This window comes from Hahella sp. CR1, assembly GCF_029813005.1.
Taxonomy (GTDB): domain Bacteria; phylum Pseudomonadota; class Gammaproteobacteria; order Pseudomonadales; family Oleiphilaceae; genus Hahella.
Genome location: NZ_JAPELK010000001.1, coordinates 373,704 through 389,458, shown reverse-complemented (window position 1 = coordinate 389,458; position 15,755 = coordinate 373,704). Strand labels below are relative to the sequence as shown.

General features: G+C 59.2%; 14 protein-coding genes. 5 read left to right on the top strand and 9 right to left on the bottom strand.

Features of this window, described 5'->3' with window-relative positions; all coding sequences use genetic code 11:
* The first annotated feature begins 181 nt into the window (after positions 1-181).
* A complete protein-coding gene (locus ONV78_RS01720) occupies positions 182-1,657 on the top strand; it encodes an FAD-binding domain-containing protein (RefSeq protein ID WP_279500578.1) in 1,476 nt (491 codons plus the stop codon).
* Positions 1,658-1,734: 77 nt separating this feature from the next.
* Here the strand turns inward: ONV78_RS01720 and ONV78_RS01715 are convergent, their stop codons facing one another.
* The 3 genes from ONV78_RS01715 to ONV78_RS01705 form a co-directional block, all read right to left on the bottom strand.
* Positions 1,735-2,121, bottom strand: a complete 387-nt coding sequence (locus ONV78_RS01715; RefSeq protein WP_279500576.1) for a Spy/CpxP family protein refolding chaperone — start codon at positions 2,119-2,121, stop codon at positions 1,735-1,737.
* Positions 2,122-2,224: 103 nt separating this feature from the next.
* Complete coding sequence (locus tag ONV78_RS01710) at positions 2,225-2,896, bottom strand: response regulator (RefSeq protein ID WP_279500574.1); 672 nt, start codon at positions 2,894-2,896, stop codon at positions 2,225-2,227.
* Positions 2,897-2,936: 40 nt separating this feature from the next.
* Complete coding sequence (locus ONV78_RS01705) at positions 2,937-4,319, bottom strand: ATP-binding protein (RefSeq protein WP_279500572.1); 1,383 nt, start codon at positions 4,317-4,319, stop codon at positions 2,937-2,939.
* 237 nt (positions 4,320-4,556) lie between these two features.
* Here ONV78_RS01705 and ONV78_RS01700 point away from each other — a divergent pair, with 237 nt between their 5' ends.
* Positions 4,557-5,897, top strand: coding sequence for an SPFH domain-containing protein (locus ONV78_RS01700; protein WP_279500571.1), 1,341 nt, complete (start codon positions 4,557-4,559; stop codon positions 5,895-5,897).
* 66 nt (positions 5,898-5,963) lie between these two features.
* On the opposite strand, the gene ONV78_RS01695 is transcribed toward ONV78_RS01700, so the two are convergent.
* Positions 5,964-6,575 carry a LysE family translocator gene (locus ONV78_RS01695; RefSeq protein WP_279500569.1) on the bottom strand — a complete coding sequence of 204 codons (612 nt, stop codon included), beginning with the start codon at positions 6,573-6,575 and terminating at the stop codon, positions 5,964-5,966.
* Between the two features lie 126 nt (positions 6,576-6,701).
* On the opposite strand from ONV78_RS01695, the gene ONV78_RS01690 reads away from it, so the two are divergent.
* The 3 genes from ONV78_RS01690 to ONV78_RS01680 all read left to right on the top strand — a co-directional run bounded on the left by ONV78_RS01690 (position 6,702) and on the right by ONV78_RS01680 (position 10,142).
* The gene (locus ONV78_RS01690; RefSeq protein ID WP_279500568.1) at positions 6,702-7,688 is read left to right on the top strand and encodes a helix-turn-helix domain-containing protein; all 987 of its coding nucleotides are present in this window, start codon (positions 6,702-6,704) and stop codon (positions 7,686-7,688) included.
* Between the two features lie 124 nt (positions 7,689-7,812).
* The gene (locus tag ONV78_RS01685; protein WP_279500566.1) at positions 7,813-8,781 is read left to right on the top strand and encodes a glutathione S-transferase family protein; all 969 of its coding nucleotides are present in this window, start codon (positions 7,813-7,815) and stop codon (positions 8,779-8,781) included.
* Between the two features lie 167 nt (positions 8,782-8,948).
* Complete coding sequence (locus tag ONV78_RS01680; protein ID WP_279500565.1) at positions 8,949-10,142, top strand: ABC transporter substrate-binding protein; 1,194 nt, start codon at positions 8,949-8,951, stop codon at positions 10,140-10,142.
* Between the two features lie 27 nt (positions 10,143-10,169).
* Here ONV78_RS01680 and hypE read toward each other — a convergent pair whose 3' ends face one another.
* Genes hypE through hypB form a run of 5 tightly spaced genes read right to left on the bottom strand, consistent with a single transcriptional unit; the run spans position 10,170 to position 15,637 of the window.
* Positions 10,170-11,198: a hydrogenase expression/formation protein HypE gene (hypE, locus tag ONV78_RS01675; protein WP_279500563.1), complete on the bottom strand. Its 1,029-nt coding sequence runs from the start codon at positions 11,196-11,198 to the stop codon at positions 10,170-10,172.
* Complete coding sequence (hypD, locus tag ONV78_RS01670) at positions 11,198-12,310, bottom strand: hydrogenase formation protein HypD (RefSeq protein WP_279500561.1); 1,113 nt, start codon at positions 12,308-12,310, stop codon at positions 11,198-11,200. Before hypD ends, hypE begins: the two co-directional genes overlap by 1 nt.
* Entirely contained in the window at positions 12,307-12,573 is a 267-nt protein-coding gene (locus ONV78_RS01665) for a HypC/HybG/HupF family hydrogenase formation chaperone (RefSeq protein WP_279500559.1), read from the bottom strand. Before ONV78_RS01665 ends, hypD begins: the two co-directional genes overlap by 4 nt.
* A complete protein-coding gene (gene hypF / locus ONV78_RS01660; protein ID WP_279500557.1) occupies positions 12,564-14,921 on the bottom strand; it encodes a carbamoyltransferase HypF in 2,358 nt (785 codons plus the stop codon). The genes ONV78_RS01665 and hypF overlap by 10 nt, the downstream gene beginning before the upstream one ends.
* Positions 14,888-15,637, bottom strand: coding sequence for a hydrogenase nickel incorporation protein HypB (hypB, locus tag ONV78_RS01655; RefSeq protein WP_279500555.1), 750 nt, complete (start codon positions 15,635-15,637; stop codon positions 14,888-14,890). The genes hypF and hypB overlap by 34 nt, the downstream gene beginning before the upstream one ends.
* Between the last annotated feature and the right edge of the window lie 118 nt (positions 15,638-15,755).

Sequence of the window (15,755 nt, the reverse complement as noted above, 5' to 3'; positions counted from 1 at the left end):
GCGTCATTGCCGACACTTAAATTACAACTATTTATTTGGCTGTGAACGCTTAAACGCGGTAGAAAGACTGCGTAAGGCGAAGGAACACTCCGGCCCGCGCATAAAACGGATAGCGGGTCGGGACAGTATAACGGGGAGTCTAAGCGTTTTGATGGTGTGAGTCTGATCAGGTGTGGAGTCAGTGACAGTAAGGGTTGTCTGGTTTAAACGTGACCTCAGGGTCACCGATCATGGGCCGCTTTATCACGCCGCCCGACAAGGTCCGGTGGCGCCGCTGTATGTGGCGGAGCCGGAGTATTGGGCGCAGCCTGACGCTGGCGAACGGCGTTGGGGATTTGTGCGGGAAACGCTGCTGGAGCTTGACCAGACGTTGAGCAAGCTGGGGCAACCCCTGTGGTTCATGCATGACAGCATGATCAACGTGCTGGAATACCTGAAAAGCCGCTTCGGCGTCTTTGAGCTGTACTCCCACCAGGAAACCGGTGTGCAATGGTGTAACCGGCGCAATCAGATTGTGCGGGAATGGTGTCGTCGCAACGGCGTGCTGTGGCGGGAATGGCCTGTCTGCGGCGTGCTGCGGCGAGCCACCGGCGCAGAGCGTTGGCAGACCGCCTGGAAGGATTTCATGGCGCAGCCCCGTTATCCTAGCCCCAAAACCCTGCCGATGGTGGGCACGTCGCCGCTCAAGCCGGAAGTCTGGCCAGAGACTATCGGCGCCGACCCTACCCCCTGCGTGTTGCGTCAGGCGGGTGGACGCGCCGCCGCCGCTCAGGAGCTGAAGAGTTTCCTGCAGGCGCGTGGGCAAAACTACTTCCGTGACACTCACTATCCCGCCACGGCCTTTGACGGCGGTTCGCGCCTGAGTCCTTATCTGGCTCACGGCGTCATTAGCTTACGCGAGACGGTGCAGCAATCCCGACGCGCGTTGCAGACCTATCATTCCCGCCGCTCCGCGGACTGGGTGAAGTCCATAAACGAGTTTCTGTCCCGTTTGTACCTGCGCAGCCATTACATGCAGCAGATGGAGGATGAGCCGGGCATGGAGTCGCTCAATCTGCATAAAAGCTTCAACGGGTTGCGTGAGCATCAGTTCGAAGAAGCCAAGTTCGACGCCTGGAAGAACGGCGAGACCGGCTTTCCTCTTATCGACGCCGCCATGAAGGCGCTGATTCAGTACGGCTGGATCAACTATCAGTTGCGTGGGCTGTTGATGTCCTTCGCCGCCAATCAGCTCTGGCTGCACTGGCGTGAACCGGCGTTGCATCTGGCGCGGCTGTCTATCGACTATGACCCCGCGGTGCATTTTCCGCTGACGCAGCAGTTCGCCGGCACCACGGGGATGTTTGAGCAGAAGATTTACAACCCGGTCACTGAATCCCACCGACTCGATCCCGCCGGCAAATTTATCCGGGCGGAATGTTCGGCGTTACGGGAAGTGAGCGACGCGTATCTGCATGCGCCCTGGAAGATGCCTCATGCGGAACAGATCATGTCCGGTTGTGTGATCGGACAGGATTACCCCATGCCTATCATCAACAACGAAGACGCCACGCTTGTCGCCGGGCAGCGCTTGAAAGCGCATCTGGAAGAGCGACTTGATCCCATGGAGACCGCTCGCGTGCGCGCTGCGCACCTGCGCTCCATCAAACTGGACTAAGCATGGCGCAGACGTAAAAAAGCCGGCGCGCCCTTGGGGCGGCCGGCGAAGAAGGGGAGCCTGCAACGGAAGCGGTGTTATACCTCTTCGTCGTCGCCTTTATCGCAGTTCTCAGGATGAGGGCGACGTTCTTTGTGCTTGCCGCGCGCCTCATGCATTTCTTTCAGTTTTTCCATCTGCTCCGCGTTCAGTACGGCGCCCAGTTTGGCGTCGGTTTGCGTGCGCAGATTTTCCATCGCCGTGTGCATTTCTTCACGTTGCGGTTTGTATTGCTCCATCAGGGTGTGACGTTGCTCGCGGCTCTCTTCCATAATGGTTTCGAACTGCGTTTTCTGGTCATCCGTCAGCGCCAGCTCTTCCGCCAGACGGTCAATGTTCGGGCCTTGATGGGGGCCGCCCTTGGCCAGTGCGAATCCGCTGGCGGCGATTAAACATGTCAGGGTGAATGCAGCGAATTTTTTCATAACCTTTTTCCTCAATTTCCTGTTTGGCTTTGTGTGATTATCAATCTAAGCCCGAAATGTGCAGGAATTGTGGAGGCATTAAGGAACAGGGATTACAGCGCTGTCATCCTTCGTATTTATAGCCCAGACCATAGACGGAATGGATGTAGTCATGGTCGGGAGAAAGCTCGGCGATTTTCTTGCGCAGCTTTTTGATGTGGCTGTCCACCGTGCGATCGCTGACGATGCGGTGATCCTGATAGATGCCGTCCATGAGCTGGTTGCGGGAGAAGATACGGCCGGGCTCATCCGCCAGCATTTTCAGCAATTGAAACTCTATGGCGGTCAACTCCAGCGGCTTGCCCCGCAGGACCGCTCGGTAACGGGACGGGTCCAGCGCCAGGGCCTGTTCTTCTCCCGCAGGCGCACCGCGCACGCGCCGCAGGATGGCCTTGACCCGGGCCACTACCTCACGCGGGCTGAAGGGTTTGCAGACGTAGTCGTCCGCGCCCAGCTCCAGCCCAAGCAGACGATCGATTTCCTCCACCCGGGCGGTCACCATGATGATGGGCGTATCGGTGAAGCGACGCGCTTCCCTACACACGGACAAGCCGTCCAGACCTGGCAGCATGAGATCAAGCAGAATCAGGTCAGGCGCGCCAGCGCGGATTTTTTCCAACGCCTGCTGTCCATCGCCAATGATGTCGCATTGGTAGCCTTCCTGTTGCAGATAGTCCTTCAGCAGACTGGCGAGCTTTGGCTCATCTTCCACGATGAGTATACGGTTCTGAGGCATGTGCGTTGTCTCCGCTGTATTCAGATAAGGTCGGCCGGCGTCACTCGTGATAAGCCGGCAAAGCCACGTCGATGGCCAGTCCGCCGAGTGGTGATCGCGAGGCGCTGATATCGCCTTCATGAGCTTCGACGATTTTGCGGCAAATCGCCAGTCCCAGACCGGAGCCGCCGGTGTTGCGGTTGCGCGAGTTCTCCACCCGGTAAAGATGGTCGAACAGCTTGGGCAGGGCTTCGTCCGGCGCGCCGGGACCGGAGTCCTCGATGCGCAGCCGCACTTGATCATTCTCGATATTGAGAGAGACGCGCACCTGGGCGCCGGGGTCGGCGTATTTGCAGGTATTGCTGAACAGATTATCCAGCAACTGGCTTAATCGCGTGGCGTCCGCCCACACCATGGCGGGGCTGGGGGCCAGATCGTGGATCAGTTGAAAGCCGGCGGCGGTGAAATTGGCGTGATGCCTGTCCAGTGCGTGCTGCAGAATCAGACGCAGGTCCTCTTCGTCTTTTTGATAGCGCAGAGCGCCCACTTCGGCGTTGGTCAACTCGTACAGGTCGTTAATCAGTTTTTGCAGGTGTTCGATTTCCTGTTGGATGGACAGCAGATTGTCGCGGTTGGTGGGGCGAACGCCGTCCACCAGCGCCTCCAGCTCGCCCTTGGCGATGGCCAGCGGCGTGCGCAGCTCGTGGGAAATATCCGCAATCCAGCGTCGCCGCGCGGTTTCATTGGACTGAAGCGTTTGCGCCAGTTGATGGAAATCCCGCGCCAGTTGTCCCAGCTCGTCTTTGCCCGAGACTTTCAGCTCCACGTCATAAGCGCCCTGGGCCAGCTGTCGTGTGGCGACGGCGAGGCGTTTAATGGGGGTGACGAACTGACGCGCCAGGGGCAAGGCGATAAGCAGGGCGATAGCCACCATCAGCGTACTGATAACTAGGAACGCCTTATCCTGACTCTGACTGAACGCCAGATCATTTTGCTCCGTCACTCGCACGCGCGGGGGCAGCGCCAGCCAGCCGACGGTCTGATCGCCCAGCTTGATTGGCGCCATGATGAAATCACTGCGGAAGCGGCCCGTCACTACCTGCTTGTCTGCGTCCAGCAAGGTCGGCGGACGCGGCGGGTGCGGGCGGTCGGGGCGATCATCCTCGTTGCGACGAGGCGGTCGCCAGGGTTGCTGGTCGTCGTCTTCCGCCTCTAACAGCCGCCGCCACAGATTATGATCGCGGCGCAGGGGCTCCCAGCTGCCGGTTTGTCGATAGAAACGCTGGAGATTGTTGATCAGCGTCTCCTGCCGCTGCAGATCGCGACGATTCACGTAATCCAGGAAACCGCGGTCGAAGCTCCACTGCATTAGCGAATACATGGCGGCGAACATGGCCGTGGTGGCGATCAACAGCGCCAGAATAAGTTTGGATTGAATGCGCACGTCGGTTTCCGGTTGGCTTGGTCGGGATAGGTCGCTTCACCAGATAATCTAGCGGCTTTTCCCGGCGCCGTTAAGCTCAGTGGCGCTCTGAGGGCGTGATTTCCTAAGTTTTTCCATATTCGTCGGCTTGCGGCGGGAGTGTGAAGACGGTCATAAACCCAATGATCGGCGTTATTTACCAAAAATTAATTTTTCTCTAAGATACGCCGGTTTTTTTACCTACCTTGTGGAATCCCCATGCGCAATTTATCAATTGGATTGATATCCGTTCTGACTGGCATTGTCCTGACTGTTGTCGTTACCTGGAACAGTATTTTTTACGCCGAGCCCGGCTATGTGTATCACGTGAGAACCATCTTAGGCGATGAGCACGTGGTGTCTGACGTGGGCTATCAGTTTTACCTGTGGGGACGCTGGAACGCCTGGAAACGCGCCCTGACCGTGCAAGCGGTGAAAGGCGGCGACAGCACCGTTTCCTACGTCGAAGTGGAAAACTCAGAAACCAGCGCCGCGCTGCCGCCGCTGAAAATCATGTTCTTGGATCAGGTGGACGCTGCGGCGGAAGCCACCGTGCGCTTCAGCATTCCCACCGATCAGGAAGGCTTCACCCGCCTGGCCCATGAATACCGTACTCCCGCCAACCTGTTGCGGACGGCGTTGATTCCGGCGTTCAAGGAAACCCTGCAGGCCACGGCGTCGCTGATGAGCGCAGAGGATTACTACAGCGGCGGACGCACCGAGTTCAACACGGAATTTGAAAACCAGATGTCCAACGGCATTTACATCGTTAAACGCGAAGAAATGCTGATCAGCTCGCAGCGTAAAATTTCCGGTTCCGCCAACGCTTCGATGGGAGCCTCTCAGGAAGAATATGGCGACGAAGCCAAAGCGGTGTTCGTTGTGCGCAAAGTCACGGACGCCAACGGAACCCCTCGGCGCAAGGACCAGAAGTTCACCCAGTTTGGCATCAGCGTGGTGGATGCGCGCATCACCGACATGACGCCCAACAACCGCTTTGTCGAGCGTATGCAATTGAAGCAGAAAGCCAGCGCGGACCGCGCTATTGCCCGTGAGCAGCGGATTCAGGAAGAAGAACAGCGCCTGTTGGCGATCGCCCGCGGTGAGCGCGAAGTGGCGGAGCGTCAGGCCAAAGCCAAGGTGGATCAGATTCAGAAAACCACTGAAGCGGAAACCGATAAGCAGCTGGCGGTGACCTCTGCGACCAAGATGAAAGAGCAGGCCCGCATCGAGAAAGAAACCGCCGAGATCAATCTGGAAAAAGCCCGCATTGAGGCGGAAACCAAGCGCACTCTGGCGGAAGCGGAAGCCTACCAGAAAGAAGTGATCCTGAAAGCGGATAACGCGTTGGCGCAAAAACTGGATGCGGAAATCGAAATTCACAAGCTGTGGGCGGACGCGTTCGCTCGCCGTTCCGTGCCGACCAACGTCTTTGGCGGCGGAGCCGGCGCTGGCGCTCCACAGGGCTCCGATACGGAAGTCACCGCCTTTATGCAGATGTTGACCCTGGACGCCGCCAAGCGTCTGGCTTATGACCGGGAGATCGGTAAAGGCGAGTGATCTTACTCGCCAATACCCGTCGTCAAAGGGGCGCCCGCTGAGCGGAGCGCCCTTTTTTATGCCGCTTCAGCGAGAGAGCGGCAAGGCGAGACCAATGAGAATAAAGAGGCCGCCGCAAATCTGATTGAAGCGCTTGCCATGTTTCTCCAGCTTCGGCCCGATACGGTGCGCAGCCTGCGCCAGCAGCACCTCGACCGTAAATTCGATCAGGGCGAAGGTCAGCGCCATGATGGCGAACTGGCCAGGCAACCCCTGCTGCGGATCGACAAACTGCGGCAAAAAGGCGGCGAAGAAAATCAGCACCTTGGGGTTGGACAGCGCGGCCAGCGCGCCCTGACGAAACAGGCGCGCATTGTTCTTGCGGGCGGCTTCGTCCTGTAACTGCAAATGCAGCCCCGGCGCGCGCCATTGCTGTATCCCCAATCCGATCAAATAAGCCCCACCCAGCCATTGCAGCACGGTCAGAGCCGTCTCCGAGGACTGCAATAAGGCGCCGACGCCGAACATGGACAACAGCATCAGTAGTAGAAATCCCAGCACGCCGCCGACAATGGTAAAGACGGCGCGGACGCGTCCATAAAGGGCTCCATGGGTCAACGCGAGCAGACCGTTAGGGCCGGGTGAGCAGGACAGGCCGGCGGTGGCGGCCAGAAACAGAAGCCAGGTTTGCAGAGTCATTGCTAACGCCTTGGTGAATAGGTGATGTGAGCAGTCTAAGGCGCAAGGGCGGATTTCAATGGTAATTATTGGACGTATTAAGGTAGATTTTGGTCATTAGGACTCAAGGAAACTCCGCGCCTGAATATGACTCAACCTGCACCCTCCGTCCCGGACGTACGTTTTCTTTTGCTGCCGCTGCCGGAGTTCACCATGCTGCCTTTCGGTGGATTTCTGGACAAGCTGCGTTTCAGCGCTGATGAAGAGGATTACAGCGCGCAGCGTTATTGCGCCTGGCGTGTGCTGGGCCTGGAGCCGGGCTCGATCGTTTCCAGCAGCGGCGTCGCCATTGAAGTGCAGGAAACAGCGGCGCAGACGCGGCTCACCGACTTTGACTATCTGGTGGTGTTCGGCGGCCGCACCGCCCGTCGCAGCATGGAGCTTGCCGGTGAATACGGACCTCTGCTGCGCAAGGCCGCTGCACAGGGATTGTCGCTGGTCAGTATCGACAACGCCTGTTTCCTGCTGGCCGCCGCAGGTTTGTTGCAAGGCGCCAAAGTGGCGATGCACTGGCGCCATGTGCAGGAATTCCAGGTCGCTTTTCCCCGTATTGAAGTCCGCACCGGGCAGTTGTATTGCTTCGACGGCAAGCGCATTAGCTGTGCGGGAGGCGTCGCCGCGGTGGATCTGGCGGTGGAGTTGTTGGCGCGTCATTGCGGGAGAACCCGGGCCCTGAAAGGCCTGGCGGATATGCTGGTGGATGAGGCGCGCAGCGAAACCCATCCGCTGAGATCGCTGTCCCGAGAGAGCGGACTCGGTCGCAGCGTCGGGCGCGCGACCAGCCTGATGCGCCAGTGGCTGGGAGACGCCTTCAACGTGGACGCTATCGCCGCCGCCATCGGGGTCAGCCGTCGTCAACTGGATCGCCTTTTTATGACCGAGTTCGACTGTACGGCGCGGGCTTATTGGCGGGAAATGCGCCTGCAACATGTGCGTTGGCGTCTGCTGAATTCTCATCACAGCCTGGCTGTGCTGGCGGATGAAATCGGCGCGCAGGATGTCAGTCATCTCTGCAAAATGTTCCGTCAGCGTTTCGGCGTCAGTCCGGACGCATTCCGTAAAAGTGGCGGTTGAAGCCGCTGTCCACGCTTAGCTCCTTTCCCTTTATTCGAACCTTTTAACGCAATTTTTAAGCTTTTTATTCAATGGCATAGCTTCTAAGGTGAGTTTTTGACAGGTTTATTGGAGGAAGGGGATTATGGGGTTGCTGGTCGACGGAGTCTGGCGTGATCAATGGTACGACACGGCCAAGAGCGGAGGCAGGTTCGAGCGTGAGGCGTCCCGCTTTCGTCGTCGCGTCAGCGCGGCGGCGGACGATGAATTTCCGGCGGAGTCGGGTCGTTATCATCTGTATGTCAGTCTGGCCTGCCCCTGGGCTCATCGCACGCTGATTTTCCGCAAGTTGAAAGGACTGGAGCCGCATATCAGCGTTTCCGTCGTATCTCCGGACATGATGGACAACGGGTGGGAATTTGACGCCGCCAAAGGGCTGCCGGATCACCTGTACGGCGTTGATTTCATGTATCAGCTTTACCTGAAGGCGCATGCGCAATACAGCGGCCGCGTCACCGTGCCGGTGTTATGGGACAAGCAGTCGCAGACGATCGTCAATAACGAGTCTGCGGAGATCATCCGCATGTTCAATGACGCCTTTAACGATCTGACCGGCAATCACGCCGACTTTTACCCCGAACAGCTGCGTGAGCGTATCGACGCTGTGAACGAGTGGGTGTACGCCCAGATCAACAACGGCGTGTACCGCTGCGGCTTCGCTACCACCCAGGAAGCCTACGAAGATGCGTTCAGCGGACTCTTCGCCGCCCTCGACAGAGTGGAGGAGATTCTGGCGCGGCAACCTTTCCTGGCGGGGGAGTTTTTGACGGAGGCGGACTGGCGTTTATTCACTACGCTGATCCGTTTCGACACCGTTTACTACGGTCATTTCAAATGCAACCTGCGGCGGATCGCCGACTTCCCCAATCTCAGCCAGTACATGCGTCAGCTGTATCAGCATGAGCAAGTGGCGGAGACCGTCAATCTGGCGCATATCAAGCGCCATTACTACTACAGCCACATCACCATCAACCCCACGCGCATCGTTCCTGTGGGGCCGGAGTGCGTGTTGAACGGACCGCATGACCGTGGACCGGTGCGGGTGATGGCGTAAGGCGTCGGGTGGCTGGATGCGCCGACAGGGTCTAGGCTATTAGCGGTTACCTGAAATAATACGGAGCGGCGCACGAATCCACTGCGTCGCCTGGAGGGCGAAACGGCGCTATGTTAGGCGGCAAGGATAGAAGGTGGTTATTCGCGTTCCTGTGGCTGGCGTTTGGAATGTCGATTCAGATTCATGCAGCGCAGGCGCAGGAACTCAAAGTGGCGCTGATGGTGTTCAGCGGCGATCAGCGGGCGGCGTTCAACGAATTGTCCCGGCAGTTCGAGAAGGAAAACCCCGATATCAACGTACGCTGGCTGGCCTACGACGAGGACGCCTATAAAGGCGGCATTGAGCGCTGGCTGAGCAAGAACGAGCCTGCAGACGTATTGTATTGGCAGGCGGGAGAACGGCTGCTGCAATATGTGCGTCAGGGGTTTGTGGAGCCCATCGACGATCTGTGGCGGGCGCAAAACTTTGACGCGGATTATACCGAAGCGATCAAAGACACGGTCTCCTGGCGCGGCCGTATTTATGCGGTTCCTTATTCTTACTATCAATGGGGACTTTATTACCGCCAGTCCCTGTTTCGCCGTCTGGGTCTGCAACCGCCGCAAGACTGGGATAGCTTGCTGAAAATGTGCGGCGACATGCGCAAAGCCGGCGTCGCTCCCTTCACGATCGGCACCCATTATCACTGGACCGCCGCCGCCTGGTTTGATTACCTCAACTTGCGCATCAACGGCCTAGCTTTTCACCGGGAGCTGACCGGCGGACTCGCTTCCTATATGGACCCGCGCGTGCGCGATGTGTTCGAGCACTGGAAAACCCTGTTGGACAAGGACTGTTTTATCGACCATAAACTGCATCGGGAATGGGACTGGAAACAGTCATTGCCTCAACTTTATCGAGGACACGCCGGCATGTTGTTAATGGGTAACTTTTTCAGCAGCACATTGCCGGAAGATCTGGCGGCGGACTTCCGCTTTGCGCCGTTCCCGGTCATTAATCCTGACATCCCACGTTACGAAGAGGCGCCGACGGATGTCTTTCTGTTGCCGGTGAATTCCGTCAATAAAGAACCGGCGAAGAAGTTCCTGGCGTTTATCGGCAGGGCGGACGTGCAGGCGGCCTTGAATAATAAGGTCGGTAAAATTTCCACTAATCTGCGCGCTACCCATGGCGACGATTACTTCATTCGCACGGGGGCGGAATTACTGCAATCCGCTGCAGGCATTTCGCAGTTTTTTGATCGTGATTCCCCTAAAGCGATGGCGGACGAAGCAGTAAAAATTTTCACCGAATTTATGGTGGTGCGGGATATTGAACGCACTCAGACGGCATTGGAGCGAGCGCGGCAGAAGCACTACTAGCGTTTGTCGCCGAGACGCCGCCGGGCGCTAACAAATGCGCGGCAGCGGGTCGCCGCTGCGCCAGTCCACCACTCTTTCTCCGCCGAACCCGGTGCGCAGACGCACCAGGCGGCGCTCGTCCTCGATAACTTCACCGATGATGGCGGCGTCGCGGCCTTTCGGATGCGACCACATCGCCTGAAGCAGGGCGTCCGCCCGTTCCGGCGCGCAGAATGCGACTAATTTGCCTTCGTTAGCGACGTATAAAGGGTCCAATCCCAGGAACTCACAGGCGGCGAGCACTTCCTGTCGAACGGGAATGGCTTTCTCATGTAAACGCATGCCCACCTTCGCCTGCTGCGATATTTCATTGAGGGTCGCCGCCAGACCGCCGCGGGTGGGATCGCGCATGCAATGCAAATCCGGCGCAACGGCGACCATCGCCGCCACCAGATCATGCAGGCTTTGACTGTCGGAGCGCAGATTGGCTTCAAAGGTCAGGTTTTCCCGCTGAGACAGAATCGCTACGCCATGATCGCCAAGGAAACCGTTAACCAGAATTTTGTCCCCCACCGCCACCCGCGCCGCGCTGCAATGGACCTGATCCGGCAGGCGTCCGACGCCGGTGGTGGTGATGAAAACGCCGTCGCCTTTACCCCGCTCCACCACTTTGGTGTCGCCGGTCACGATGGCGACGCCCGCCTCCCGGGCGGCGGCGGCCATGGATAAAACGATGCGGCGCAAATCGCGCAGAGGAAAACCTTCTTCCAGTATGAAGGCGGCGGACAGATACAACGGCGTCGCGCCAGACATGCAAACGTCATTCACCGTACCATGCACCGCCAGGGCGCCGATATCGCCGCCGGGGAAGAACAAAGGGGAGATCACGTGGCTGTCGGTAGTCATGACCATGCGTCCCGGAGCGACCTGAAAACAGGCCTGATCATCGCCGGCGCGCAGCAGAGGATTATCGAAGGCTTGTAGGAACAGATCGTCAATCAGACGGCGCATGGCGCGTCCGCCGCCGCCGTGAATCATTTCCACGCAGTCATGGGCGAAATCGGTATCCAGACTCATCAGCGGGCATGTCCGTAGCTGTAATGGGCGGCGCAAGCGCCTTCGGAAGACACCATGCAGGCGCCGATGGGATTGTCGGGGGTGCATACGGTGGCGAACAGCTTACAGTCCGTTGGCGATTTGGCTCCGCGCAGCACCGCCGGACATTCGCAGGCTTTGTTTTCTCTGGCGTCGCTGGGGCTCAGCTCGAATCGCGCTTCGGCGTCGAAATCCGCGAATTCCGGCCTGATCCGCAAGGCGCTGTGCGGCATCCAGCCCAGGCCGCGCCATTCGAAACGGTCACGCAAGGTCATGGTTTGCGCCACCATGGATTGGGCCTTGGCGTTGCCGCAAGCGGTGACCGCTCTCGAATATTGGTTTTCCACGTCATAGCGGCTTTCGTTGCATTGGCGCACCAGCAAAAGGATTGCGTGAAGGACGTCGAGCGGCTCGAAGCCGGCGATGACAATCGGCGTGCGGTAGCGACGGGCAAGGGATTCATAAGCTGCGCCGCCGGTGATCACGCTGACGTGGCCGGGGCCGACCAGCCCCTCAATAATGAGCTCGCCAGCCTGCTGCGCCGGCTCCAGGATGCCGGTGATCGCCGGAGGCGTCAGGACATGGTTGCAGAAGACGGAAAAGTTCTTCAGCGCCAGCTGGCGCGCTTTCAGCAGCACTGCAGCGGTGGGCGGCGTAGTGGTTTCAAAACCGATAGCGAAAAAAACCACCTGGCGTTGTGGGTTTTCCTGGGCGATGCGCAATGCGTCCGCCGGGGAGTACAGCATACGCACGTCGGCGCCTTGGGCTTTCGCCTTCAACAGGCTGGTGCGATGGGCGCCGGGAACCCGCAGCATGTCTCCGTAACTGCACAGAATGACCTGATGACGCACGGCCAGCTCGATGGCGGCGTCAATGCGCGCCATGGGAAGCACGCAAACCGGACAGCCGGGTCCGTGAATCATGTTTACATTGGCGGGCAGCAGATCCGGTATGCCATAGCGGAACAACGTGTGAGTGTGGCCGCCGCAAAACTCCATGAAGCGATAGCGCCGTCCCGGATCGGCTTCTGCGTGAATGCGGCGCGCCACTTCGGCGGCGTAATCGCCGTTACGGAATTCGTCGATGTATTTCATTGGTGGCCGCCCTCGTCGGACTCCAGATTCGCGCCCAGCTCTTCTTGCAGCGCCTGCATCTCGTCAAAAAGCGCGAGGGTGCGTAATGCTTCATCCTCGTCGATTTTACTGAGCGCGTAACCCACGTGAAGAATGACGTAATCGCCGACACATACGTCTTCCACCAGCGCCAGGGAAATGCGTTTTTTCAGGCCGCCGATATCCACCAGGGCTTCGTCGTGGTCCAGCAGGCTTTCCACCTGCACCGGTATAGCTAGACACATGGGGAGGAGTCCGTTTCTGTCTGAACAATAGAGTGGGTTTGGGGCGCATGGGCGTTGAGATAAGCATACCAGACCTGCCCCAGACTGATCCCGCTGTCGTTGGGCGGCAGTTGGCGGGGGACGTGAACCTGCATGCCTCGCGCGCGCAATTCGGCCATGAGCGATTCACGCAGGACGCGATTAAGGAAACAGCCGCCGCCCAGCACAATGGTATCTATACCCGTCATGGCGCGTGCGTTGTCCACCCAGGCCAGCAGTCCGCGCACCAGTACGTCGTGGAACAGACGCGCGCCGGCGTGCGGGGCGCAGTCAATCAGAGCCTCCAGCAGAGGATAAAGATCCAGAGCGCCTTGAGAGGTAATCTCATACAAGGGCGGTATCTCTGGCGTTGGCGGTGTTTGTCGGCATAAGGCTTCCAGTGCGATCGCCGCATGGGCTTCGTAGTCCGTGTGATGGCGTACGCCGAGGATCGCCGCGGCGGCGTCGAAGTACCGTCCGGCGCTGCTGGTGAGGGGACAGTTGACGTTCTTAGCCAGCATCTGACGCAGGACCGTATAACCCGGATACGCGCCGAACAGACGCTCTGCGTCCTGCTCACAGCCCTGTGACAGCAAGACGGCGCCGCCGAGACGCCAGGGCTCACGCACGGCGCTGTCGCCACCAGGAAGCGGCAGCGGGCGCAGGCCGCCGAGTCGTTGATAACCAGCGCCTTCCACCAGCAATAATTCGCCGCCCCAGAGTCCGCCATCGTCGCCCAGCCCCAGTCCGTCCAGCGCTAGTCCCAGCACGGGTCCCCGCAATCCCGCCTCCGCCATCGTCGCCAGACAATGGGCGTGGTGATGCTGCACCTGCAACAGCGGAACGCCCAGTTGTTGGCTCATACGGCGGGCGGACTGGGTGCTGTAGAAATCGGGGTGCAGATCGCAGGCGATCACATCAGGTTGAATGGCCAGGGTCTCCAGTAAGCGTTCCGCGGCGAGATCCAGATCGCGGCAGGCGGCGGCGCGATCCAGATCGCCGATATAAGGCGAAACATAAGCGCGATCGCCCTGGCTGAGGCAAAGCGTATTCTTAAGAAATCCGCCGAACGCCAGCACCGAAGGCCCTTCCTGGGCCAGTTCAATGATATGGGGCGCCAGTCCGCGACCTCGTCTGACATAAACGACGGGTTGTGAGTTCTGCAGGACGGAATCGTCGCTGCGCGCAAGGATTTCTCTGTTGTGCAGCAGAAAACCGTCAGCGACCCCCTGCAAATCCCGCAGGCATTGCGCGTTGTCGATGATTAGCGGCTCGCCGCTGAGGTTGGCGCTGGTGACCACCAGGGTCAGAGGGTGCGCCTGTTCCAGCCAGCCTGCGTCCGCAGGACGGTTCAGGGCTTCATGAAACAGCAGATAGTGCGCTGGCGCATAAGGGGTCATGATCCCCACCTCTGCGCATTGCGGCGCGAGACCAAGTAAACGGCTGTCGCAATCTGGGCCTTTGGGCGTTAACGCGATAGGCGCAGCGGGGCTCTGCAGCAGGTGTTCCGTGTGGTCATCCATGTCAGCCAGTCCCGCCAACGAAGCCCGATTCAAAACCATCACTGCGAACGGCTTATGGGGCCGCTGCTTGCGCTGACGTAAGGTCGCCACCGCCTGGGCGGAGCTTGCGTCGCACACCAGATGGATTCCGCCTACGCCTTTGACGGCGATAATTTGTCCCTGACGCAGAGCCCGCCAGGCTTCGGCCACAGGATCAACGTTATGCTGTAGCTTCCCGTTGGCGTCATGCCACTGCAAGGCCGGGCCGCAGGCGGCGCAACTGTTGGTTTGCGCGTGATAGCGACGATGCGTCGTATCGCCATACTCCTGCAGGCAATCCGGGCATTGCTGGAAAGCGCGCATGCTGGTGCGGACGCGATCGAACGGCGCATGGCGCATCAGGCTGTAACGAGGCCCGCATTCCGCGCAGGTCATGAAGGCATAACGGTAGCGACGGTTCTGGGGATCAAATAATTCAGCAAGGCATTGAGCGCACAGACGCAGGTCAGTAGGGAGCGCGCCATGCATGCCGCCGGGTTGGGAAGCGGCGATGGCGAAGCCGTGCTGATGAGGAAGGGGTGGCGCTGGCTGAGCATTCAAGGCGCGCACCTGCGCTTGCGCGGGTTGGTGCGCCAACAGTTGTGTTTTATAGGCCTGTAGTTGGCTGGGCGATCCCTGAATATCGATCAGCAGATCGCCGCCCTGGTTCCACACTTTGCCGACGACGCCCAGCGTGGTGGCGAGACGATGGGCGTGAGGGCGGAAACCAACGCCCTGCACCACGCCGCTGAGAGTCAGGATTTCCCGGGCAGACGCTGTTGCAGCCATTGTCGCCACTGCTCCATTCCGGCGCCGGTTTTAGCGGACAGAAGAATGATCTCGATCTCTGGATTGACCCGCCGCGCAAACTCCTGCGCCTTTTCCACATCGAAGTCGACGTAGGGCGCCAGATCGATTTTATTGATCAGCATGAGCTGGGAGGCGTGGAAAATATCCGGGTACTTGAGCGGTTTGTCTTCTCCCTCGGTGACCGACAAAATCGCCACCTTGGCGGCCTCTCCCAAATCGAAACCGGCGGGACAGACCAGGTTGCCGACGTTCTCGATAAACAGCAGGTCAAGATCCGGCAATGGCAGTCGCTCCAGGGCGTGGCCCACCATGTGAGCGTCCAGATGGCAGCCTTTGCCGGTGTTGATTTGTACGGCTTCAACGCCGGTGGCGCGGATGCGTTCGGCGTCGAACTCCGTCTGCTGATCGCCTTCGATGACGGCGATATGAAGCCTGTCCTCAAGCTCGGCGATGGTGCGGGTCAGCAGGGTCGTTTTGCCGGCGCCGGGGCTGGACACCAGATTGAGCGCCAGGACCTGATGGGCGCCCAGGCTGTCGCGATTGGCCATGGCGAACTGGTTGTTCTTGTTCATGACGTCCTGCTCGATCAGCACCATGCGTGTCTGACTCACCCCGGGCGCGTGGCTGTGAGCCGGCGCCAGAGGACGGCCGTTGAGGCTGGTGTGTTCATCGCCGCATCCGCAAACGCCGCACATGTTGGTCTCCCTCTCGCTAGCCCTTTACTGGGCGGTTGGCGTCACATTGTACCCGCTATTGAGGAATTTGGGGCGCGCATCTGGCCGCATCTTGCCTCAGATCAAGCGCTGCGCCATG